Genomic DNA, 20,480 nt, shown 5'->3' on the forward strand with positions numbered 1-20,480 from the left:
CAATCGCCGCTGAGCTGGGGGAAGGCGTGGTTGTCAGGCGCGTTGGCGGGCCAGGTCGGCGTAGAAGTCGAGGAGTTCTAGGCGGTCGACGGAGCCCGGATTGACTGCCTTGTTCAGAGGTGTCCCTTGAAGGAGGCGCTTGACCGGGACTTCGATGCGCTTGCCGGTGAGGGTGTGCGGGATGCCGGGGACCTCGATGACCTCGTCGGGGACGTGGCGCGGGGAGAGCTGCGCGCGGATCGTCCGCTTGATCCGGTCCCGGAGGCTGTCGTCGAGGGCGGCGCCTTCGGCGAGGTGGACGAAGAGCGGCATCCAGTAGCCGCCGTCGGGCTGTTCGACGCCGATGACGAGGGATTCGCGGATCTCCGGCAGGCGCTCGACGGCCTCGTAGATGTCGGCGGATCCCATGCGGACGCCCTGTCGGTTGAGCGTGGAGTCGGAGCGGCCGTGGATGACCACCGAGCCTCGTGAGGTGAGGGTGATCCAGTCGCCGTGCCGCCAGACGCCGGGGTAGGTGTCGAAGTAGCTGTCGTGGTAGCGGGTGCCGTCCGGGTCGTTCCAGAAGTGGAGGGGCATGGACGGCATGGGGTTGGTGACGACCAGTTCGCCGACCTCGTCGGTGAGTGGCTTGCCGTGGGGGTCCCAGGACTGCAGGTCCGTGCCGAGACAGGGGGCCTGCAGTTCTCCGATGTGCACGGGAAGGGTAGGTACGGCGCCGGCGAAGCAGGAGCAGACGTCGGTGCCGCCGCTGACCGAGGCGGTCCACAGGCCGCCCGGGGTGTCGGCGAACTCGTCGTGCAGCCAGCGGAAGCCGTCCGGGGGCAGCGGGGAGCCGGTCGTGGCGACGCAGGTGACGCGGGAGAGGTCGAAGTCGCGGGCGGGGTGGACGTCGGCCTTGCGGCAGGCCATGACGTACGCGGCCGAGGTGCCGAAGAGGGTGGCTCCGGTGCGCTCGGCGATGCGCCACTGGGCCGCGGTGTCGGGGTGCCCGGGGCTGCCGTCGTACAGGACGATCGTGGTGCCCGTGAGGAGGCCGGAGACGAGGAAGTTCCACATCATCCAGCCGGTCGAGGTGTACCAGAAGAAGCGGTCGTCGGGGCCGAGGTCGCAGTGCAGGCCGAGTTGCTTGAGGTGTTCGACGAGGATGCCGCCCTGGGACTGGACGATCGCCTTGGGCAGACCGGTGGTGCCGGACGAGTAGAGCACCCACAGGGGGTGGTCGAACGGCACGGCTTCGTAGGTGGGGGCAGTCTCACCCGAGGTGAGGGCCGACCATTCCAGGGCGCCTTCGGGGGCTTCGGTGCCGAGGAGCGGGATGTGGACGACCGCGCGGAGGCTTGGCAGTTCGGAGCGGAGTTCGGCCACCGTGTCGCGGCGGTCGTGCTCCTTGCCTCCGTAGCGGTAGCCGTCGACGGTGAACAGGACGACCGGTTCGACCTGCTGGAAGCGGTCGAGGACGCTGCGGGCGCCGAAGTCGGGGGCGCAGGAGGTCCAGACGGCGCCGACGGCGGCGGTGGCCAGGAGGGCGACGACGGCCTGCGGGATGTTCGGCAGGTAGCCGCTGACGCGGTCTCCGGGGCGTACGCCGAGGGTGCGCAGTTCCGCCGTGAGGGATCCGACTTGGCGGCGCAGCTCGGCCCAGGTGACGGGTTGCGGGTCGTGGCTCTCGTCCACGTGGAGGATCGCGGGGGTGTCCGCGCGCGTGGGGTCGTCGGCGGCGCGCAGTGCGTGTTCGGCGTAGTTGAGGGTCGCTCCGGGGAACCACTCGGCCCCCGGCATGGTGCGATCGCCCAGTACGCGCGCGTAGGGGGTGGTGAAGCGGACGTCGAACCAGTCGGTGACAGCTTTCCAGAACGTCTCGAGCTCGGTCACCGACCAGCGGTGCAACGCCTCGTAGCCCCCGTCGGCCGGCGCTCCGTAGTGCTCGGCGGCCCAGACCTGGAACCGTGTGACCTGCGCTTCGGCGATCCTCTCCGGGCTCGGCTGCCAGAGCGGCGCAGGGTTCGCTGAGGACGTCATGGGGCGGCTCCCGGACTGTACGCGTCGTATGCGTGTGGAGTGCGCACGTGCTGGGTGTGCGCGTGAACACAGCTGCAAGGGACGATGCCACGTGATCGACTTCCGCACCAGGGTGTGCCCCACACGGTCGGCCCCGCGGCTGTGTGGTGTCGCCCCAGGTGAACGGCCAATGAACGGGGCACACATACGGCTTCTTCGGTGGCAGGGTGAGCAGCATGAACGGTCGTGACCTGGTGCGTTCGGTGAAGGTGGTCGGCATGATCGGCACGGCGCAGGGGTTGCGCACGGTGCGCTCCTCGTGGCGCAGATGGCGGGCGGACGCCGCGGCGGTCGTGCCGCCGGGCACGGAGCGCGCACGGGTGCCCGGGCCCGTGACGGGGATGGGGCGGGAGCCGGGCGGTGGCGTGGTGCGGTTCACCCGTGCCGAGCTGCGGGTGCGGGTGACCGCCGGCGGGGCGGTCTTCCTGGGGTGGGACGGGGCGGAGCCGGAGCCGTCGTACGCGCTGGCGGGCCGGAGTCCCGAGCCGGATCCGCGGGCCGTCCTGGAGCCCGACACGGAGGGTGGCTGGCGGGTCGTATCGGAGCGCGTGACGGTCGTCGTCTCGCGGTACGGGGCGGTGGAGCTGCGCACGCCGGGCGGGGTGACGTTGCGGCGGGATCTGCCGCCGCGCTGGTGGGAGCGTGCCGACGGTGGTGCGGGGCGCTGGGTGCAGCGGTCGGAGGTGCCTGCGGAGGCGCGGTTCTTCGGTCTCGGCGGCCGGTCCTCGGGGCCGCGGTTGCGGAACGGGACGTACCGGCTGTGGAACACGGACCCGGGCGGGTCCTTCGGGCCGGGCGACGATCCGCTGTACATCACCATGCCGGTGCAGATGGTGGTGGCCGACGCCGCCACGCACCTGGTGTTCCACGACAACACGTGGGAGGGCGCCGTCTCGGTCCACGAGGGTGTGGAGGGCGCGGGATCCGGTCACGATCGGCCCGGTTCGTGCGAGGTTCGGATGAGTGGCGGCCCGCTGCGGTACTGGGCGATGGTCGGTACTCCCGCGCGCGTGCTGCACACCTGGGCGTCGCTCACCGGTCCGTCGGCGCTGCCGCCCTCGTGGGCCCTCGGGCATCATCACGCGCGGTGGGGCTTCGGCAGTGAGCAGGAGGTGCGGCGGATCGTCGCCGGCTATCAGGAGCGGGGGCTGCCGCTGGATGCGGTGCACCTGGACATCGATCACTACGAGGCGCACCAGGTGTTCACGGTCGACAGGGAGCGGTTTCCCAAGCTGCCGCAGTTCGCGGACGAGTTGCGCAAGGGCGGGATCCGGCTCGTGTCGATCGTCGACCCCGCGGTGAAGTCCGAGCAGGGGGTGGAGGCGTACGACAGTGGGGTGGCGGCCGATGCCTTTGTGCGGGATGCCTCGGGGCGGACGGTGCGTGGTGTCGTGTGGCCCGGGGAGGCGGTGTTCCCCGACTTCACCGACCCGCGCGCGCGTGAGTGGTGGGGCACGCTCTACAAGGAGCGTCTCGATCAGGGGTTCTCGGGTTTCTGGCACGACATGAACGAGCCGGTGTCGTTCGCCGCGTTCGGCGAGGCGACGTTGCCGCGGTCGGCGCGGCACTCCCTGGAGGGGCGCGGCGGTGACCATCGTGAGGCGCACAACATCTATGGCCTGGCGATGGCCCGTGCCGGGTATGAGGCGGTGCGTGCGCTGCATCCCGAGGAGCGGCCCTTCTTGTTCTCGCGTTCCGGGTGGGCGGGGATGCAGCGCTACGGAGGGACGTGGTCCGGGGATGTGTCCACGGGTTGGCCCGGGTTGCGGGCGTCGCTTTCGCTGGTGTTGGGGCTGGGGTTGTGCGGTGTGCCGTATTCGGGTCCTGATGTGGGCGGTTTCGACGGCAGTCCGTCGCCGGAGCTGTATCTGCGGTGGTTCCAACTGGGGGCGTATCTGCCGTTGTTCCGCACGCATGCGGCGATCGGGGCGGGGCGGCGTGAGCCGTGGGAGTTCGGCGACGAGGTGCTGGGCCACGCGCGTGAGGTTCTGGTCGAGCGCAGGCGGCTGTTGCCGTACTTCGTGACGCTCGCCCATCTCGCGCGGCGTACCGGCGCTCCCTATGTGCGGCCCTTGTGGTGGGGGAATCCGGAGGACAGGACGTTGCGGGACTGTGAGGACGCGTTCCTGCTCGGCGACTCCTTGCTGGTGGCGCCGGTGCTGGAGAGCGGTGCGGTGCGGCGGGCGGTGCGGTTGCCGCGGGGGCGCTGGTACGACACGGCGACCGGCCGGGCGTACGAGGGGCCGGGGAAGGTGCTTGTGGACGCTCCGTTGTCGCGCATTCCGGTGTTCGCGCGCGCGGGCACGGTGTTGCCCGTGCTCGGGTGCGAGGGAGGCGTCGAGTTGGAGGTGTGGGCGCCCGCTCAGGGGCGTTCGGGGGGTGGCCTCGTGGTTGCCGACGCGGGTGACGGGTGGGCGGAGGCGGAGCTCGAACGGTTCACGACGCGGTGGAGCGAGGGGCGGGTCGTCGTCGAGCGGGAGGGGAGCGAGGACGGGCCCGCACCGGGGCGTCCGGTGCGGGTGCGGGGAGTGGGCGGGTGAGGGTCAGCCGCGCCGGAGTGGGCTTCCGCGACTGAACGGAGTTCTTGCGGGCTGGTGGCGGTTGCCGGTCAGTAGCGGCCCTCGAACCATGCGTGTGCCGCCAGCGTGTGCAGTGGGAAGGCGAGTTCTTCGGGGCGGCGCAGCAGGTGCCAGCCTTCGGTCTCGTCCGTCGGCACGGACTGCGGCAGGTCCGTGGCGGGCCGTGCGGGGAGGAGGCCGAAGAGCAGGAGGTAGCCGTCGGCTGCGCTCATGGCGTCGGCCAGGCGGACGTCGCGGCTCTCCGCTCCGATGCCGGTCTCTTCCTTCAGTTCGCGCACGACCGCGTCGCGCCAGTCCTCCCGGTCGTCGATGTACCCGCCGGGCAGCGCGATGCCTCCCCGCGCGGGAGCGATGGTGCGGGTGATGACGACCAGGCCGGTGCCCTGGGTGTCGTAGACGGGCTGGAGCGCGACCGCGACGGGCAGCGGGTTGCGATGGGCCACCGCGCCGCAGTCGGCGCAGGTGCGGGGCCAGCCCACGGGCTGGTCCTCGTAGGACGTCCCGCAGCTCGAACAGTGGGAGCCCGGGACGGAGTTGGTGGAGTGTGGGGATGCGGACACGCCGCGGACTGTATCCGATCCCTGTCGCGCCGGTCTTTCGCGGGTGGCGGTGATCCTGATAGACGCTGGGACATGACAGGACTTGTCCCCGCCCTGCGGAATCTCGCCCTCTGCGCCGCCGCTCTGCTCTCCGTGGCCGCCGCCCCCTCCCCCGCGCACGCGCGTGCCGAGCCCAAAGCTCCGAAGGAGTTCGCCGCGCTGCGTGACGTCGACCCGACGATCATTCAGGAGATGCGTTACTTCACGCCGCACAACTTCGTCGGCGAGCCCGTCGACGGCTACAGGAAGCCGATGTGCATCGTCACCCAGCCCGCGGCGGAGGCCCTGCACAAGGCGCAGCGCAAGCTGTTGCGCAAGGGGTACTCCCTGAAGGTGTACGACTGCTATCGGCCGCAGCGGGCCGTCGACCACTTCGTGCGCTGGGCGAAGGATCTCGCCGATGAGCGCATGAAGGCGGAGTTCTATCCCCGTGTCGACAAGTCGCGGCTGTTCGCGGACGGGTACATCGCGGAGAAGTCCGGGCACAGCCGCGGTTCCACGGTGGATCTGACGGTGGTGCGGCTGCCGGCCCTGCCGACCCGGCCGTACGTCCCCGGAGAGCCGCTGAAGTCCTGCTTCGGGCCGCGCGGCGAGCGCTTCCCCGACAACTCCGTGGACATGGGGACGGGGTTCGACTGCTTCGACACCCTGTCGCATACGGACGATCCCCGGATCAAGGGGAAGCAGCGCGCCAACCGCGATCTCCTGCGCGACACGCTGGGCAAGGAGGGCTTCGTCAACCTCCCCGAAGAGTGGTGGCACTACACGTACAAGCCCGAGACGTTCCCCGACACCTACTTCGACTTCCCGGTCTCCCGGCAGTCGCTGCGAGGAAAGTGAGGCCGCCGGCACCACAGGTACTGCAGGGGGTGTCCGGGACCACCCCCGTCGGCCCCGGACACCCCCTACCGATACTCGGACGCGAAAGAAGGCCGTCCGGTTCACCGTGCCTCCCGGATTTCACTCCTTCGGCGAAAGTCGGCCGGCCCGTGACCGTTTTCGGTGCCTCCTGACGAAAGCGGGCTGCCCGTGGCACACTCCTGACGTCCCGTCAGATCCGGTGCCCTGGAGGAGCCTTGTCGCGTACGCGCACACCCGTGGTGGCCAACTGGTTCACCGGAGAGGGTGACGACTTCCGTCTGCTGGGCACGCGCTGCGCCGCGTGCGCCTGTGTCTTCTTCCCGCGCGAGGACGGGTTCTGCCGCAATCCCGGCTGTGCGGGCGGCGAGCTCGCCGAGGTGCCGCTGTCGCGGCGCGGGCGCGTCTGGTCGTACACCGACGGCCGCTACCGGCCCCCCGCCCCCTACGTCTCCGACCCGGAACTTCCCTGGGAGCCCTACACGTTGATCGCAGTGGAGCTGGAGGCGGAGCGGATGGTGGTGCTCGGGCAGTCGGTTCCCGGGGTCTCCGTGGCCGATCTGGCAGTCGGCATGGAGGTGGAGCTCGTCCCCGGAGTCCTCGACGAGGACAGCGGGACGACATGGACGACCTGGCACTGGCGGCCCGTGGGGGTGGGCGCATGACCACGGAGGTGGCGGTGCTCGGCGCAGGCATGCACCCCTGGGGCAAGTGGGGGCGCGGCTTCGTCGAGTACGGAGTGGTGGCGGCACGCGCGGCGCTCGCGGACGCCGGGGTCGAGTGGCGGGACGTCGGTTCGATCGTCGGAGCAGACACCGTGCGCGGCGGCTATCCGGGGTACGTGGCGGGAGCCACGTTCGCCAAGGCGCTCGGCTGGCAGGGCGCGCGCGTGGCGAGTGTGTACGCGGCCTGCGCGTCCGGCGCCCAGGCGATCAACACGGCGCGCTCACAGATCCTCGCGGGCATGGCCGACGTAGTCCTGGTGGTGGGCGCCGACGCGGCACCGAAGGGGTTCTTCCGCCCGGCCGGCGGCGACCGGCCCGACGACCCCGACTGGCTGCGGTTCCGCGTCCTGGGAGCGACCAATCCGGCCTACTTCGGCCTGTACGCGCGCCGCCGGATGGCCGTGCACGGCGACACCCTGGAGGACTTCGCCCAGGTCAAGGTGAAGAACGCCGCGGCGGGCGCGCTCAACGCGAACGCGCGCTACCGCAAGACGGTGACCGCCGAGGAGGTCGCCGCGTCCGCCGTCGTGGCCGATCCGCTGCGCCTGCTCGACATCTGTGCCACCTCGGACGGCGCCGCGGCCCTGCTGCTCACCAGCATGGAGTTCGCGCGCCGTCACGGAGCGGCGGACCCGGTGCGCATCCGCGCGGTGTCCACCGTCACCCCCACGTATCCGACGACAGTGCTCGACCTGCCGGACATCGCGACGGACTCGGCGGCGGTCGTGCACCCTGCCGAGGGGACGTTCCGGGCGTCCATCGCGCGGGCGGCGTACGAGGAAGCGGGCATAGGCCCCGAGGACATATCGCTGGCGGAGGTCTACGACCTGTCGACCGCACTGGAACTGCAGTGGTACGAGGACCTGGGCCTGTGCGGCGAGGGCGAGGGCGCCAAGCTGCTGCGCGACGGAGTGACGGCGCCGGGCGGACGTGTGCCCGTGAACACCAGTGGGGGCCTCGCTTCCTTCGGGGAGGCGGTGCCCGCGCAGGCCATCGCGCAAGTCTGCGAAGTGACGTGGCAGTTGCGCGGGGCGGCAGGAGCGCGGCAGGTCGCTGGGGCGCGCGTGGGGGTCACCGCGAACCAGGGGCTGTTCGGGCACGGGTCGTCGGTCGTGGCGGTGCACTGAGGCCCTCCGCGGAGGCCCGGGGCGTCGCGGCACGGACGCGGGGCCGTTCGGGCGGCAGACGGCGCCTGGGAGGCCGTCACGGGCGCTGTGGAGGAAGCTCGCACGCCGGTTAACCAGTGCCGTCCGCGACCTTGACGCTCCATCACCATCGGTGAACACTTCCGGGTGTCAGTCGGCGTCGCCGCACTTCGGCCCCCCGCGCACAGAGCCTCTGCGCGCGTGCAGGGTCGGCACAAAGGGCCTGTTCAGCCTGTTCGGCAGGTCATCCCCCAGCGGCGATCCGTCTGTGACGGCACGCTCGCCATGGGCGCCGGGCGGGGCTCGGGAGACCTCTGCCTCCGGCTGCGTCAGCCGGGCGTATCCAGGCGGTAGTCGTGGGAACGCACCCTGCACGGAGGACCGGGGCGCACCGCCCCGGGCGAGGGCCTAGGAGCCGCCATGTACTCGAACGGGGACATCTTCGTCGGTGAGGTCATCGGCACCGCGATTCTGATTCTTCTCGGCGCCGGTGTGTGCGCCGCCGTCACACTCAGCCATTCGAAGGCGAAGGCCTCCGGGTGGGTCGTCATCGCCTTCGGATGGGGCTTCGGCGTGCTCGCCGGCGCGTACACGGCGGGCCCGCTCTCCGGTGGTCACCTCAACCCCGCCGTCACGCTCGGCATCGCGATCGACACCGGGGAGTGGGACAAGACCTGGATCTACGTCCTCGGGCAGATGGTCGGCGCGATGCTGGGTGCCGTCCTCGCCTATCTCGTGTACCTGGCGCAGTTCAACGCCAACGTCACGCGGGGCGCGAAGGGCGACTCGGAGGGCGTGCACGTGCCGACGCCGACGCTCGGGATCTTCTCGACCATCCCGGAGATCCGGAACCCGGTCGCCAACATCATCACCGAGGTCATCGCGACCATCGCCCTGGTGCTGCCCATCCTGGCCTTCGGGCTCACGAAGGGGCTCGGCGAATCCGGCACGCAGACGCTGATCGTGGCCTTCCTGGTCGTCGGCATCGGCCTCTCGCTCGGTGGTCCCACGGGGTACGCCATCAACCCGGCGCGCGACCTCGGTCCGCGCGTCGTGCACACGTTCCTGCCGATCCCCAACAAGGGCACGTCCGACTGGAGCTACGCCTGGGTTCCGGTGGCCGGGCCGCTGATCGGCGGGGCTCTCGCGGGCCTCATCTACAACGCAGCCTTCTGAGTCCTCGCAGCCTTCCGACTCTTCTCACCAAGGTCATCAAGGAGTAGCCATGCCGGACAGCTCCGAGAAATTCGTCGCCGCCATCGATCAGGGCACCACGTCGAGCCGTTGCATCATCTTCAACCAGGACGGCGCGATCGTCGCCGTGGACCAGCGTGAGCACCGCCAGATCTTCCCCAAGCCCGGCTGGGTGGAGCACGACGCCACCGAGATCTGGTCCAAGGTGCAGGCGGTGGTCGCCGGGGCGATCGCCAAGGCCGGCCTCCGCGCCGACCAGCTGAGCGCGCTGGGCATCACCAACCAGCGGGAGACCACGGTCCTGTGGGACCGCGCGACCGGCAAGCCCGTGCACAACGCGATCGTCTGGCAGGACACCCGCACCTCGGCGCTCTGCAACGAACTGGGCGGTGCCGACGGCCAGGACCGCTTCCGTGAGCAGACGGGTCTGCCCCTGGCGAGCTACTTCTCCGGGCCCAAGGCCGCCTGGCTGCTCGACAACGTACCGGGACTCAGGGCCCGCGCCGAGCGGGGCGAAATAGCCTTCGGCACCATCGACTCCTGGCTGATCTGGAACCTCACGGGCGGCACCGACGGCGGCAAGCACGTCACCGACGTCACCAACGCGGGCCGCACCATGCTGATGAACCTGGAGACCCTCCAGTGGGACCGGTCGATCCTGTCGGCGATGAACGTCCCCGAAGCGGTCCTGCCGGAGATCAGGTCGTCGGCCGAGGTGTACGGAACGGCGGTGGGCCAGCTCTCCGGAGTGCCCGTCGCCTCCGCCCTCGGCGACCAGCAGGCGGCCGTTTTCGGGCAGGCCTGCTACGACACGGGGACGGCCAAGAACACGTACGGCACGGGCAGTTTCCTCCTGCTCAACACCGGTAACCGGCCCGTACCCTCCAAGAGCGGTCTGCTCACGACGATGGGCTACAAGATCGGCTCCGACGCGCCGGTGTACTGCCTGGAGGGGTCGATCGCGATCACCGGCGCTCTGGTGCAGTGGTTCCGGGACCAGCTCGGCATCATCCGCAATGCGGATGAGATCGAGTCCCTTGCGGCGAGCGTGGACGACAACGGCGGGGCGTACATCGTGCCCGCGTTCTCCGGCCTGTACGCGCCCTATTGGCGCTCCGACGCGCGCGGCGTCGTCACCGGTCTCACCCGGTACGTCACCAAGGCGCACCTCGCGCGTGCCGTCCTGGAGGCGACCAGCTGGCAGACGCGCGAGGTCGTGGACGCCATGTACCAGGACTCCGGAGTGCGGATCACCACCCTCAAGGTGGACGGCGGCATGACCAAGAACAACCTCCTGATGCAGCACCAGGCGGACGTCCTGGGTGTGCCGGTGATCCGTCCCAAGGTCTCCGAGACCACCTGTCTGGGCGCTGCGTACGCGGCGGGGCTCGCGACCGGCGTGTGGAACGACCTCGACGAGCTGAAGGCGCACTGGCAGCAGGACGTCGAGTGGACCCCGCACATGGACGCCGCATCGCGGGACCGCGAGTTCCACAACTGGCACAAGGCGGTGGAGCGGAGCCTCGGCTGGCTGGAGGAGGACGAGGGCTGACGGCCGGCCGGACGGAACTGCGGCCCGTACCCCAGTCGGCGGGGGTACGGGCCGCAGCGTGACCGCACGCTACGTAGTGGCGGGTTCCCGCGCCGCCGCGGCCGCCGCCATCGCGTGTTCGACGACGTCGATGAGGACTTCCTTGACGGTCTCGCGGTCGCGCGCGTCGCACATCACCACGGGCACGTGGCCGTCGAGGTCGAGCGCCTGTCGTACCGCGTCGGCCGGGTAGATGTTGGCACCGTCGAAGCAGTTGACACCGACGACGAAGGGGATGGAGCGTCGTTCGAAGTAGTCCACGGCGGCGAAGCAGTCCTCCAGGCGCCGTGTGTCGGCGAGGACGACGGCGCCCAGCGCGCCGGTCGCCAGCTCGTCCCAGAGGAACCAGAAGCGGTCCTGTCCCGGCGTGCCGAAGAGGTACAGGACCAGGTCCTCGCGGAGAGTGATGCGGCCGAAGTCCATCGCGACCGTAGTGGTGTGCTTGCCCGCGACGCCGCTGGTGTCGTCGACGGGCCTGCCTGCCTCGCTGAGGGTCTCCTCGGTGCGCAGCGGCTTGATCTCACTGACCGCGCCGACCAGCGTCGTCTTGCCGACGCCGAAGCCGCCCGCCACGAGGATCTTCAGCGTGACCGGCTCGACGGGGGCCTTGTCGCGCTGAGTGCGCTTGAAGATCATCGCTCGCTTCTCCTGCATCAGTGGTGTCGCGCGGGGCCGGTCCGTATCCGCCGCCGCCAGGGGGTTCGATCACGAGTACATCGCCAGGGGCGCCGCCACGTGACTCAGAGTGCCCGGAGGCCGCTGATCACGTCGCGCAGAATGCTCTCGTCCGGCAGCTCGGCGGGGGGCACGGGGCGGGTCACGTGCACCAGTTCGTCGTCGACGAGGTCCCCTATGAGGACGCGGACCACGCCGATGGGCAGGTCGAGTTCGGCTGCCAGCTCGGCGACCGACTGAGGCGTGTCGCGGCACAGCCCGACGATGTCCACGTGCTCCGGAGACAGCGTCCGGTCGGTTTCCGGGACGTCGTACGCGTGCGCCTCGGTGACGACGACCGCGATCAGGTCGAGCCGGTGCTGTCCGTTGCTCGTGGTGCGGCCGCGCGTCATGGCGTACGGCCGCACCACGGGGCCCGCGTCGTCGTCGAACCAGCGGGGCGCCTCCTGCGCCCGCTGTAACTTCCGCGCCGTTGTGGTTCTCTGCGTCCCTCGACCGTCTTCGCTCATGACCTCCCACTACCCCCCGGCGGGCAGATCCGTGCGCGGTGCCGAACCCAGATGCACGCCCACCCGCTTGACCAGCAGGGTCATTTCGTACGCGACCAGACCGACGTCGGAATCCGCGTCCGCGAGGACGGCCAGACAGCTGCCGTCGCCCGCGGCCGTGACGAACAGGAAGGCGTCGTCGAGCTCGACCACGGTCTGGCGGACCCGGCCCGCCTCGAAGTGCCGGCCGACCCCCTTCGCGAGGCTGTGGAACCCGGAGGCGACGGCGGCGAGGTGCTCGCTGTCCTCTCTGGTCAGATCCTTCGACACGCCGGTCGGCAGGCCGTCTCCGGAGAGCACGAGTGCCTTGCGGATGCTGGCGACGCGCTGCACCAGGTCGTCGAGGAGCCAGTTCAGCTCACCCCGCCCCCCGGTCGTGGTGGTGCGTGCGTCGGCGTTCGGTGCGGTCATCGACCGTCCCCCTCGGGTGTCGTTCCTGGTGCTGTGCCGTCCGTGGCGTCGTCGCCCGCGGCGTTCTCGTCGCGGCCGCGCTGCCAGCCACGCTGGAGCGACGCCATGCGGCTGCGTACCTCTTCGGCGTCCCGCTCCTCCGGCCGGGTCTCGGCGCGTGGGGAGCGGCGGTCGGGTCCGTCCTTCAACTGCGGGGCCAGGCTGGCCTGCCGGACGCGGCGGGGCAGCCCGCCGACGGTGGTCGTGGTGGTCCGTTCCCGGCCGGTGTCCTGGGCCGCGGCGCGGCGGCCCCGCGGCGGGAGCTCGGTCGGCATGTCGTCGACGGCCGTGACGTCGCGGTGCGGAGGTGACAGGTCGGGCCAGGAGGGCTGCTGCTGCGGGCGTTGCGGGGACGGGATCTCGTCCTCGGCGGCCGGGGCCAACGGCCTGCTCTGCGTGGACCTGTCGTCCTGGAAGCGGCTGTCCGTCTGGAACCGGCTGTCCTCGGGGAAACGGCTGTCTTCGGAGAAGCGCCCGTCCTGGGCCCTGCCTCCGGAGAAGCGGCTTTCCTGCGGCGACCTGTCGTCGGGGAAACGGCTGTCCTGGGGCTTGGCGTGCGTCACCGGGCGGCCGTTGGAGCGGACCAGCTTCGGGGTCCTGCGGCGCGGCAGCGGTACGGGCCCTCCGGAGTGGGCGTCCTCGGCGGAGTCGTCGTCGGCGTCTGCGGTGTCCCGGCGGGTCGGCTCCGCGCGGCTCGCCTCGCGGTCGTCGCGGGCCTGTTGGTGCTGTTCCCCGGGCGTGCCCGCCACCCGTCGGCGGGGCCGGAAGAGGCCGCCGCGCTCACTGTCCTCGTCGTCGAGAGAGCCGGGGAAACCGTCAAGACCCGCCATGCCGACGGGCGCCTCGAGCTCGACGGGGCCGTCGAGGACGGAGGCGGGCAGGCCCGGCAGCTGCACGGGCACCTGGGCGAGGGCCGCGGCACGGTCGACGCCCTGGTCGGCGCCGGGCACGGCCGCCTTGGTCCGGGCCCGGTCGATCCGGAAGCCGGCCCCGTCGGTGTCCGGTACGTCGTCGGTGAGCAGGGACTCGGGGATGAACACGACGGCGGTCGTACCGCCGTACGGCGAGGGCTGCAGGGAGACGCGGACCCGCTGGCGCTGCGCGAGCCTGCTGACCACGAACAGACCGAGCCGGTCGGTGTCGGAGAGCTCGAACTCCGGGGTCTCGGCGAGGCGCAGGTTGGCGTCCAGGAGGGCGTCAGGGGTCATGCCGAGCCCCCGGTCATGGATCTCCAGGGTGAAGCCGTTGGCGACGTGCTCACCGAGCACCTGGACGGCGGTGTGCGGAGGCGAGAACACCGTGGCGTTCTCCAGGAGTTCCGCCATGAGGTGCGTGAGGTCGGCGACCGCGGGCCCGGTGACCGCGATGCGGGGCAGGCGGCGCACCTCTATGCGTTCGTAGTCCTCGACCTCGGCGACGGCCGCGCGGACGACGTCCATGAGCTGGACGGGCTTGCGCCACTGCCGCGACGGGGCGGCGCCGGACAGGATCACGAGACCCTCCGCGTGCCGCCGCATGCGGGTGGTGAGGTGGTCGAGGCGGAACAGGTCGGCGAGCTCGTCGGTGTCCTCGGTCCTGCGCTCCATGGTGTCCAGGAGCGTGAGCTGCTTGTGCAGCAGGACCTGGCTGCGGCGGGCGAGGTTGACGAAGACCTCGGAGACGCCGCGGCGCAGGTCGGCCTGTTTGACGGTGGCCTCGACGGCGGCGCGCTGCAGGGTGTTGAGGGCCTGGCCGACCTGGCCGATCTCGTCCTTGCCGTACGTCAGCCGGGGCGCCTCGGTCTCCACGTCGACCTGTTCGCCTGCGGCCAGGCGGCGCAGTACGCCGGGCAGCCGGACGCCGGACGCCTCATGGGCCTCGAGTCGCAGTCGGCGCAGGTCCCTGATGAGGCCGCGGCCGATGCGTACGGACAGGAAGAGGGAGACCAGCAGGGCGAGCAGGCCGAGCACGCCGGCCGCGATGACGCGGACGATCACGTCGACGGCCGCGGGCTCGACGCGGTCCTGGAAGCGGTCGGTCGCCTCCATGTTGCTTTCGGAGAGCTGCTTGAGGACGCGGCCCGCGGCCTCGTCCCAGTGGGACGCAGTGACCACGCGCGGGGTGCCTGGCCCGGACTCGATGATGGCCTGCTCGGCCTTGCGCAGCTGGGTGGTCTCGGTGCCGTTCCAGTAGCGCTCGTAGCGGGCGCGGTCGTCCTCGGGGAGCTGGGCGAAGTTCACTTCGAAGAGGAGTCCGCGCTGCGCCCGGAGCTCGGTGGCCTGGCGGATCTCGGACTTGGTGATGCGCCCCGCGACGAGCGCCGAGCCGATCAGCGCGTCCTCGCGCGACAGCAGCTCACGCGCGCGGGTGGCGCCGACGAGGGCACGGCCCTGCTGGTCGTACTTCATGTCGTCGAGGCCGGAGAAGCCGTTGAGCGTGCTCAGCAGGTCGAAGTAGGGGTCGATCAGCTTGGTGTACATCTTCAGGGCGCCGGCCCGGGTGATCGTGCCCTCTTCGACGCCGCGGCGCAGCGGGTCGATGCTGTCGAAGGCCTCGACGAGCTCGTTGAGCCGCTTGCGCGAATCCCCGGTGACGCCGTCACGGACGTCCGGGTCCTGGGCGTTGGCCCGGATCTTGTCGATCATCCCGTCGGTCGCCGTGCGGCTGCGGCGCAGCGCGGACATGGCGTCCGAGGCCCGGGGGTCGGCGAGGTATACGAGGGTCTGGCGGCGTTCCTGCTGGATCACGCGCGCCGTGTCCTCGACCGGATAGGCGAGCTTGTCGACCACGTTGACCGAGTCGACGAGGCTCAGCGCCTGGCGGCCCGTGATCACGGTGGCGAAGGCCCAGATCGCCGTGAGGGAGAGCAGCGGCACGAGCAGCAGCGCCACGATCTTCCTGCGGATGGACTTCCCGCGAAAGCGCATGGCCTCCCCCAGATCGGCCCCTGCGACCGTTGCACGGGCCAGGGGCACACATGTGCGTCAACAAACGGCGCGAGCCTACTACTGACTCACGGGCAACTCGAAGGCGCATCCGAACGCTTTTCGGCCGTGACGCGAAAGGGACGTCCGCAGTTGTCCCTCCATTACGGGAGATTGCGTCCCAGCATGTGGCACCTCTTACTGGGGCCCATCCGCCGTTGTACGCACGCCAGTTGGCCGGATTTCTTCGCTCCCCGGAACCGGAACGGGAATCTTTCGGATCTCTCGTTCGTCCTTGAGGGAGAGAGCCGCGGGCCGCGGTCAGGTCACCGGCACAGCTCGGGCAGGTCACGGGGCGGGCGACATGAAGCGCGGCAGAACGGGCAGTCCGGAGGGTGACCCGTGAACGGCCGCGAGCAGCGGGGGGAGTGACGAAATGATGGGTACGGCAGAGCGCCACAGGGAGTCCGGGGGCGGTACGCGGGAGCGCGAAGAGGCGGAGCGGCGGCAGCCGTTGTGGGTCGAGGAGCCCGCACGCAGACGGCGGCTGCCCGATCCGGTGCGGACGGCGGCGGTGCGGGCCGTGATCATAGTGGCGCTCACACTCGTGCAGGCCATGGTCGCCTTCCTCGCCGCCCTGGCGGGGTCGTGGCTCTCCTTCCCCATGGTGCTGAGCAGCGTGGCGAGCACGGTCGTCGCCACCTGGGGCGTGCTGGACGTGTGGGTGACCCGCCAGGTGTGGAACCAGCGCAACGGCGTGGTGTCGATGCCGAGCAGCACGGCGCGGCGGCTGCGGCGCGAGCGGCGCCGGGCCCGCCGGGAGGCACGGGCCATGGCGCGCGGGAAGGAACGCATACGCGGGCGCAGTGGGCCGGGGCAGTTGTCACATCCCTGAGCGGCGCGGCGCAGGCCGACGGCTGCTCGCGGTCGGGGCTGTGACTCAGGCTCTCAGACTCCGGCGAGCTCCGCCGCCCGGGCGGCGGCCAGGCCCCTGCGCATCTTCATGAAGGGACGGGCGCGGTCGACCGCGAGGACCGCGGTGGTCCGTCCCGCGCGTTCGTAGACGGCAAGGAGCCCTTCTCCGCGCGTGCCTGTCGCCGGGTCGCCCAGGCCGTCCGGCGAGCCCTCGACGATGCGTACGGCGTCCCCGTCGCTCCGCCGACCGGCGAACTGGATGCGGGAGCCGTACTGGTCCGACCAGAAGTAGGGCAGGGAGTGCACCGTCTCGACCGTGCTCCCGGCGAGCAGATTACGTACGGCGACGCGTGGTTGCTCCGTGGCACCGGTCCAGTGCTCGGCGCGGATTCCACCCGCCCTTGCGACGTCGCCCACCGCGACCACCTGGGGCAGCGCGGTAACGCAGCCGTCGTCACACAGGACACCGTCGTCCACTGCGAGGGGGGAGCCCGCGAGCCAGTCCGTATGGGGGACCGTCCCGATACCGACGACGACCACGTCGGCGGGCAGCAGCCGGCCGTCGGCCAGTTCGACGGCGGCGACGGATCGGTTGGCCCGAGCCAGGCCCGATGCACGCGCATCAGCCGGCCGTGGCTCAGCCGCCCGTGGCTCAGCCGTTCGTGCCTCAGACATCCGTGCTTCGGCCGTCCCCGAGTCGGACGCGCCCCCGCCCCTCCCACCTCGCAGCCCCGCCACACCCACCCCCGTCAGCAGCCTGACCCCACCGCGCGCATGCAACTGTGCGCACACCGAGGCCATCTCGGGGCCGAGTGGGGCCGCGAGGGGCAGCGGCGCCGCTTCGACGACGGTGACGTCGTGCCCAAGGGTCACGCACGAGGACGCGGTCTCGGCACCGATGAAGCCGCCGCCGATCACCACGACGCGACGCGGCCCACGCGTCAGTTCGGCCCGCAGCGCGCGGGCGTCGTCCAGCGTGCGCAGGGTGTGGACGCCCGCGAGCGGAGGTCCGGGGAGGCGCCGGGCCGCCGCGCCGGTGGCGATGACGACGCCGTCGCCCGCCACGGTGCGGCCGTCGTCGAGGACGACCGTGCGGCCGCGCGCGACGAGGGCCCTGGCCCGCGCGCCGATCAGCCACTCGGCGGCGAGCTCGTCCGTCTCCTCCTCGTCGGTGAGGGCGAGTTGGGCCTCGTCCGCCGTGCCGGTGAGGAAGCCCTTGGACAAGGGCGGGCGGTCGTAGGGCGCGTGCGGTTCGGCCCCGATGACGACGAGGCGGCCGTCGAAGCCCTGGGTACGCAGTTCCCTGGCCGCGTACAGGCCGGCGAGCGAGGCGCCCACCACGATGACGGTCCTCATGCCGCCGATCCCTTCTCGGCGGCGCCCGCACCGCCGTCACCGGCGACTCCCGCGTCGGCGGCGACGAGCACGTGGACGACGCCGTCCTCCACGTACACCTGGTGGGTACGGACGGGGCGGCGCGCGGGCAGGCAGGTGGGCCTGCCGGTGCGAAGATCGAATGAAGCGGCGTGCAGAGGGCATTCGACCAGACAGCCCTCCAGCCACCCCTCCGACAGGGAAGCATCCTGGTGGCTGCACGTGTCGTCGATGGCGTAGAGCTCGCCGTCGGCGTTGAACACCGCGACGGGCGGTGTGGTGTCGAGGCGGACGGAGTCGCCTGCGGGGAGGTCTTCAAGGCGGCATACGGGGATCATGGGCCCCCCTCTGGGAGTGATTCGGCCCGGTCCTGGGCCCTAGGGGGACCAAGACCCTTCGGTAACATGATGTTTCGCATGGCGCAACAGAGAGCGCTATGCGCAACAGAATCCGGGTGGGGCGCCCATCGCGTCAAGGGCTTCCCGAAGACGCGGCTTCAAGAGGCCGCCAGGTGGTGAGAGTTCAGATATGACGGGCGACCGGAAACAGGCTGATCAGGACAGGACACCCCGCGGTGAACCGCGGGAGAAACAGCCGAAGGGGGCGGCTGGATCCGTCCAGTCCGTGGACCGCGCGGTGAGCGTTCTCGAGATCCTCGCGCGGCACGGCGAGGCCGGAGTCACCGAGATCGCCGACGAGCTGGGCGTCCACAAGTCGACGGCCTTCCGGTTGCTCGGCGTGCTGGAGAACCGGGGCCTGGTCGGCCAGGCGAAGGACCGGGGGAAGTACTTCCTCGGCGCGGGGATACTCCGCCTCGCGGGGGCGGCGGCCGTGCGCATGGACATCTCTCAGGAGGGCGGCCCGGTCTGCCGTGAGCTCGCGGACGAGCTGGGCGAGACGGTCAACATCGCGGTCCTGGACGACGACGCCGCGGTCAACATCATGCAGGCCCGCGGCCCGGCATCGGTGACGGCGCAGAACTGGCTCGGCCGGCGCACCCCGCTGCACGCCACGTCCAGCGGAAAGGTGCTCCTCGCCCATCTGCCGACCACCCTGCGGGAGGGCCTGATGGCCCGTACCCTGCCGCGTCTGACCGAGCACACGGTGACCGGCACGGTGGCGCTGCGCGGGGAGCTGGAGGCCGTGGTCGAGCAGGGATTCGCCGTGGCCGTCGAGGAGCTGGAGGTGGGCCTCGCCGCCGTCGCCGCGCCGGTGCGCGCGCACGACGGCAAGGTGATAGGCGCCCTCAGCGCCTCCGGCCCCGTCTACCGGCTGACCGAGGACCGTCTCACCGAGCTCGGCAAGCGCACCGTCGCCGCCGCCGTCGAGCTCTCCCGGCGGATGGGGTACGGGTTCTGAAGCGGACGGGGTAGGGCTTTCGGAGCGGACGACGCAGGGCTTCTGGAGCGGACGAGGCAGGGCCTCTGACATTTCCGGGCACTGCCCGGTCCGCGGCACAGCCGGTGCACGGGCCGGGCGCGGGGTCCGCGGACGCAGCACCGCAGCGTACGAACTCATGAGGGCGGAGCCGGGGGTTCACGGCTCCGCCCTCACGCGTGCGTGCGCGCCCCCATGCGCTCCCAGAAGCGGCGAACGGCTTGGCTCCGCCCCCTTGACGGCCTCTTGATGGCGTTCTCACTATGTCTCTCATAGCGCAACCGAACGTGCAGGACGCAACAACACCGCCACGCCGTGCGCAACAGCAGAGGAGTCTGGCCGTGCCCCACGAGGTCCGTGCCGTCGTCGCCCCGAAGAAGGGCGCACCCGTCGAGGTGCAGACGATCGTCGTGCCAGATCCCGGCCCCGGAGAGGTTCTCGTCTCCGTGCAGGCCTGCGGGGTCTGCCACACGGATCTGCACTACCGGGAGGGCGCGATCAACGACGACTTCCCGTTCCTGCTCGGCCATGAGGCGGCCGGCATCGTCGAGGCGGTCGGCGCCGACATCGACGGCCTCGTCCCCGGCGACTGCGTCGTGATCGCCTGGCGCGCTCCCTGCGGAGCCTGCCGCTCCTGCCTGCGCGGCCGTCCCTGGTACTGCTTCGACTCCCGCAACGCCACCCGGCCCATGACGTTGCTGGACGGCACCCCGCTCAGCCCCGCCCTGGGGATCGGCGCCTTCGCCGAGAAGACGCTGGTCGCCGCCGGGCAGGCCGTGAAGGTCGACGCGGCGGCCCGTCCCGAGGCCGTCGCCCTGATCGGCTGCGGCGTGATGGCGGGGTACGGAGCCGCGGTGAACACCGGCGGGGTGGGGCGCGGCGACACCGTCGCGGTCATCGGCTGCGGCGGCGTCGGGAACGCCGCGGTCGCCGGAGCGTCCCTGGCCGGGGCCCGACGCGTCATCGCCGTCGACATCGACGAGGCCAAGCTGGACGGGGCGACCCGGTTCGGCGCGACGCACACCGTCAACTCACGCGGCACGGACCCCGTCGCGGCGGTCCGTGAGCTGACCGGCGGCCACGGAGTCGACGTCGCCATCGACGCCGTCGGCACCCCGTCGACGTACAAACAGGCTTTCTACATGCGTGACCACGCGGGCGTGCTCGTGCAGGTAGGTGTGCCCGACCCGGAGATGACGGTCGACCTGCCGCTGATCGACCTCTTCTCGCGCGGCGGTGCCCTCAAGTCGTCCTGGTACGGCGACTGCCTGCCCACCCGGGACTTCCCGATCCTCGTCGACCAGTACCTCACCCGCCGTCTCGACCTCGGCGGATTCGTCTCCGAGACCATCACGCTCGATCAGGTGGAGGAGGCGTTCGCGAGGATGCAGCGGGGCGAAGTGCTGCGATCGGTGGTGGTCCTGTGAACCCCGACCCGACCCTGAACCCCGACCCCGCCCTGAACCCCGACCCCACCCTGGACCCGGAC

The 20,480-nt window shown here is 71.2% G+C and carries 17 protein-coding genes; 9 read left to right on the forward strand and 8 right to left on the reverse strand.

From position 1 onward, the window contains the following. Nucleotides 1-33: 33 nt before the first annotated feature. The gene (locus NOO62_RS06805) at nucleotides 34-2,019 is read right to left on the reverse strand and encodes an acetoacetate--CoA ligase (RefSeq protein WP_268770003.1); all 1,986 of its coding nucleotides are present in this window, start codon (nucleotides 2,017-2,019) and stop codon (nucleotides 34-36) included. Nucleotides 2,020-2,234: 215 nt separating this feature from the next. On the opposite strand from NOO62_RS06805, the gene NOO62_RS06810 reads away from it, so the two are divergent. After that, nucleotides 2,235-4,598, forward strand: a complete 2,364-nt coding sequence (locus NOO62_RS06810) for a glycoside hydrolase family 31 protein (protein ID WP_268770004.1) — start codon at nucleotides 2,235-2,237, stop codon at nucleotides 4,596-4,598. 68 nt (nucleotides 4,599-4,666) lie between these two features. On the opposite strand, the gene NOO62_RS06815 is transcribed toward NOO62_RS06810, so the two are convergent. Beyond that, nucleotides 4,667-5,197: an NUDIX domain-containing protein gene (locus NOO62_RS06815; protein WP_268770005.1), complete on the reverse strand. Its 531-nt coding sequence runs from the start codon at nucleotides 5,195-5,197 to the stop codon at nucleotides 4,667-4,669. A gap of 72 nt (nucleotides 5,198-5,269) precedes the next feature. Here NOO62_RS06815 and NOO62_RS06820 point away from each other — a divergent pair, with 72 nt between their 5' ends. The 5 genes from NOO62_RS06820 to glpK all read left to right on the forward strand — a co-directional run bounded on the left by NOO62_RS06820 (nucleotide 5,270) and on the right by glpK (nucleotide 10,710). Continuing rightward, nucleotides 5,270-6,076, forward strand: a complete 807-nt coding sequence (locus tag NOO62_RS06820) for a M15 family metallopeptidase (protein ID WP_268770006.1) — start codon at nucleotides 5,270-5,272, stop codon at nucleotides 6,074-6,076. Nucleotides 6,077-6,333: 257 nt separating this feature from the next. Continuing rightward, complete coding sequence (locus tag NOO62_RS06825) at nucleotides 6,334-6,759, forward strand: Zn-ribbon domain-containing OB-fold protein (protein WP_268775497.1); 426 nt, start codon at nucleotides 6,334-6,336, stop codon at nucleotides 6,757-6,759. Beyond that, a complete protein-coding gene (locus NOO62_RS06830; protein ID WP_268770007.1) occupies nucleotides 6,756-7,946 on the forward strand; it encodes a lipid-transfer protein in 1,191 nt (396 codons plus the stop codon). The genes NOO62_RS06825 and NOO62_RS06830 overlap by 4 nt, the downstream gene beginning before the upstream one ends. 438 nt (nucleotides 7,947-8,384) lie before the next feature. Next, a complete protein-coding gene (locus tag NOO62_RS06835; protein WP_268770008.1) occupies nucleotides 8,385-9,140 on the forward strand; it encodes an MIP/aquaporin family protein in 756 nt (251 codons plus the stop codon). A gap of 49 nt (nucleotides 9,141-9,189) precedes the next feature. Continuing rightward, on the forward strand, nucleotides 9,190-10,710 hold the full coding sequence (gene glpK / locus NOO62_RS06840) for a glycerol kinase GlpK (protein WP_268770009.1): 1,521 nt from the start codon (nucleotides 9,190-9,192) through the stop codon (nucleotides 10,708-10,710). Between the two features lie 69 nt (nucleotides 10,711-10,779). Here the strand turns inward: glpK and NOO62_RS06845 are convergent, their stop codons facing one another. The 4 genes from NOO62_RS06845 to NOO62_RS06860 form a co-directional block, all read right to left on the reverse strand. Then, the gene (locus tag NOO62_RS06845; protein ID WP_268770010.1) at nucleotides 10,780-11,385 is read right to left on the reverse strand and encodes a GTP-binding protein; all 606 of its coding nucleotides are present in this window, start codon (nucleotides 11,383-11,385) and stop codon (nucleotides 10,780-10,782) included. Nucleotides 11,386-11,489: 104 nt separating this feature from the next. Beyond that, complete coding sequence (locus NOO62_RS06850) at nucleotides 11,490-11,933, reverse strand: DUF742 domain-containing protein (protein WP_268770011.1); 444 nt, start codon at nucleotides 11,931-11,933, stop codon at nucleotides 11,490-11,492. Between the two features lie 9 nt (nucleotides 11,934-11,942). Then, entirely contained in the window at nucleotides 11,943-12,383 is a 441-nt protein-coding gene (locus NOO62_RS06855) for a roadblock/LC7 domain-containing protein (protein WP_268770012.1), read from the reverse strand. After that, a complete protein-coding gene (locus tag NOO62_RS06860; RefSeq protein ID WP_268770013.1) occupies nucleotides 12,380-15,328 on the reverse strand; it encodes a nitrate- and nitrite sensing domain-containing protein in 2,949 nt (982 codons plus the stop codon). Before NOO62_RS06860 ends, NOO62_RS06855 begins: the two co-directional genes overlap by 4 nt. Before the next feature lie 433 nt (nucleotides 15,329-15,761). On the opposite strand from NOO62_RS06860, the gene NOO62_RS06865 reads away from it, so the two are divergent. Beyond that, nucleotides 15,762-16,220, forward strand: coding sequence for a hypothetical protein (locus tag NOO62_RS06865; protein ID WP_414930772.1), 459 nt, complete (start codon nucleotides 15,762-15,764; stop codon nucleotides 16,218-16,220). 53 nt (nucleotides 16,221-16,273) lie between these two features. Here NOO62_RS06865 and NOO62_RS06870 read toward each other — a convergent pair whose 3' ends face one another. Beyond that, nucleotides 16,274-17,596, reverse strand: a complete 1,323-nt coding sequence (locus NOO62_RS06870; protein ID WP_268770015.1) for an NAD(P)/FAD-dependent oxidoreductase — start codon at nucleotides 17,594-17,596, stop codon at nucleotides 16,274-16,276. Then, complete coding sequence (locus NOO62_RS06875) at nucleotides 17,593-17,952, reverse strand: bifunctional 3-phenylpropionate/cinnamic acid dioxygenase ferredoxin subunit (RefSeq protein ID WP_268770016.1); 360 nt, start codon at nucleotides 17,950-17,952, stop codon at nucleotides 17,593-17,595. Before NOO62_RS06875 ends, NOO62_RS06870 begins: the two co-directional genes overlap by 4 nt. 190 nt (nucleotides 17,953-18,142) lie before the next feature. On the opposite strand from NOO62_RS06875, the gene NOO62_RS06880 reads away from it, so the two are divergent. Further along, on the forward strand, nucleotides 18,143-18,973 hold the full coding sequence (locus NOO62_RS06880) for an IclR family transcriptional regulator (protein ID WP_268770017.1): 831 nt from the start codon (nucleotides 18,143-18,145) through the stop codon (nucleotides 18,971-18,973). Between the two features lie 359 nt (nucleotides 18,974-19,332). Beyond that, nucleotides 19,333-20,418: an S-(hydroxymethyl)mycothiol dehydrogenase gene (locus NOO62_RS06885; RefSeq protein WP_268770018.1), complete on the forward strand. Its 1,086-nt coding sequence runs from the start codon at nucleotides 19,333-19,335 to the stop codon at nucleotides 20,416-20,418. Nucleotides 20,419-20,480 lie beyond the last annotated feature (62 nt).

This window comes from Streptomyces sp. Je 1-369, assembly GCF_026810505.1.
In the GTDB taxonomy this organism is placed as follows: Bacteria; Actinomycetota; Actinomycetes; order Streptomycetales; family Streptomycetaceae; genus Streptomyces.

Bases quoted from the DNA above. Each gene is read 5' to 3' on its own strand.
- NOO62_RS06805 (WP_268770003.1), bottom strand. From the start codon at position 2,019: ATGACGTCCTCAGCGAACCCTGCGCCGCTCTGGCAGCCGAGCCCGGAG.
- NOO62_RS06810 (WP_268770004.1), top strand. From the start codon at position 2,235: ATGAACGGTCGTGACCTGGTGCGTTCGGTGAAGGTGGTCGGCATGATC.
- NOO62_RS06820 (WP_268770006.1), top strand. From the start codon at position 5,270: ATGACAGGACTTGTCCCCGCCCTGCGGAATCTCGCCCTCTGCGCCGCC.
- NOO62_RS06830 (WP_268770007.1), top strand. From the start codon at position 6,756: ATGACCACGGAGGTGGCGGTGCTCGGCGCAGGCATGCACCCCTGGGGC.
- NOO62_RS06835 (WP_268770008.1), top strand. From the start codon at position 8,385: ATGTACTCGAACGGGGACATCTTCGTCGGTGAGGTCATCGGCACCGCG.
- glpK (WP_268770009.1), top strand. From the start codon at position 9,190: ATGCCGGACAGCTCCGAGAAATTCGTCGCCGCCATCGATCAGGGCACC.
- NOO62_RS06845 (WP_268770010.1), bottom strand. From the start codon at position 11,385: ATGATCTTCAAGCGCACTCAGCGCGACAAGGCCCCCGTCGAGCCGGTC.
- NOO62_RS06850 (WP_268770011.1), bottom strand. From the start codon at position 11,933: ATGAGCGAAGACGGTCGAGGGACGCAGAGAACCACAACGGCGCGGAAG.
- NOO62_RS06855 (WP_268770012.1), bottom strand. From the start codon at position 12,383: ATGACCGCACCGAACGCCGACGCACGCACCACCACGACCGGGGGGCGG.
- NOO62_RS06860 (WP_268770013.1), bottom strand. From the start codon at position 15,328: ATGCGCTTTCGCGGGAAGTCCATCCGCAGGAAGATCGTGGCGCTGCTG.
- NOO62_RS06865 (WP_414930772.1), top strand. From the start codon at position 15,762: ATGATGGGTACGGCAGAGCGCCACAGGGAGTCCGGGGGCGGTACGCGG.
- NOO62_RS06870 (WP_268770015.1), bottom strand. From the start codon at position 17,596: ATGAGGACCGTCATCGTGGTGGGCGCCTCGCTCGCCGGCCTGTACGCG.
- NOO62_RS06875 (WP_268770016.1), bottom strand. From the start codon at position 17,952: ATGATCCCCGTATGCCGCCTTGAAGACCTCCCCGCAGGCGACTCCGTC.
- NOO62_RS06880 (WP_268770017.1), top strand. From the start codon at position 18,143: ATGACGGGCGACCGGAAACAGGCTGATCAGGACAGGACACCCCGCGGT.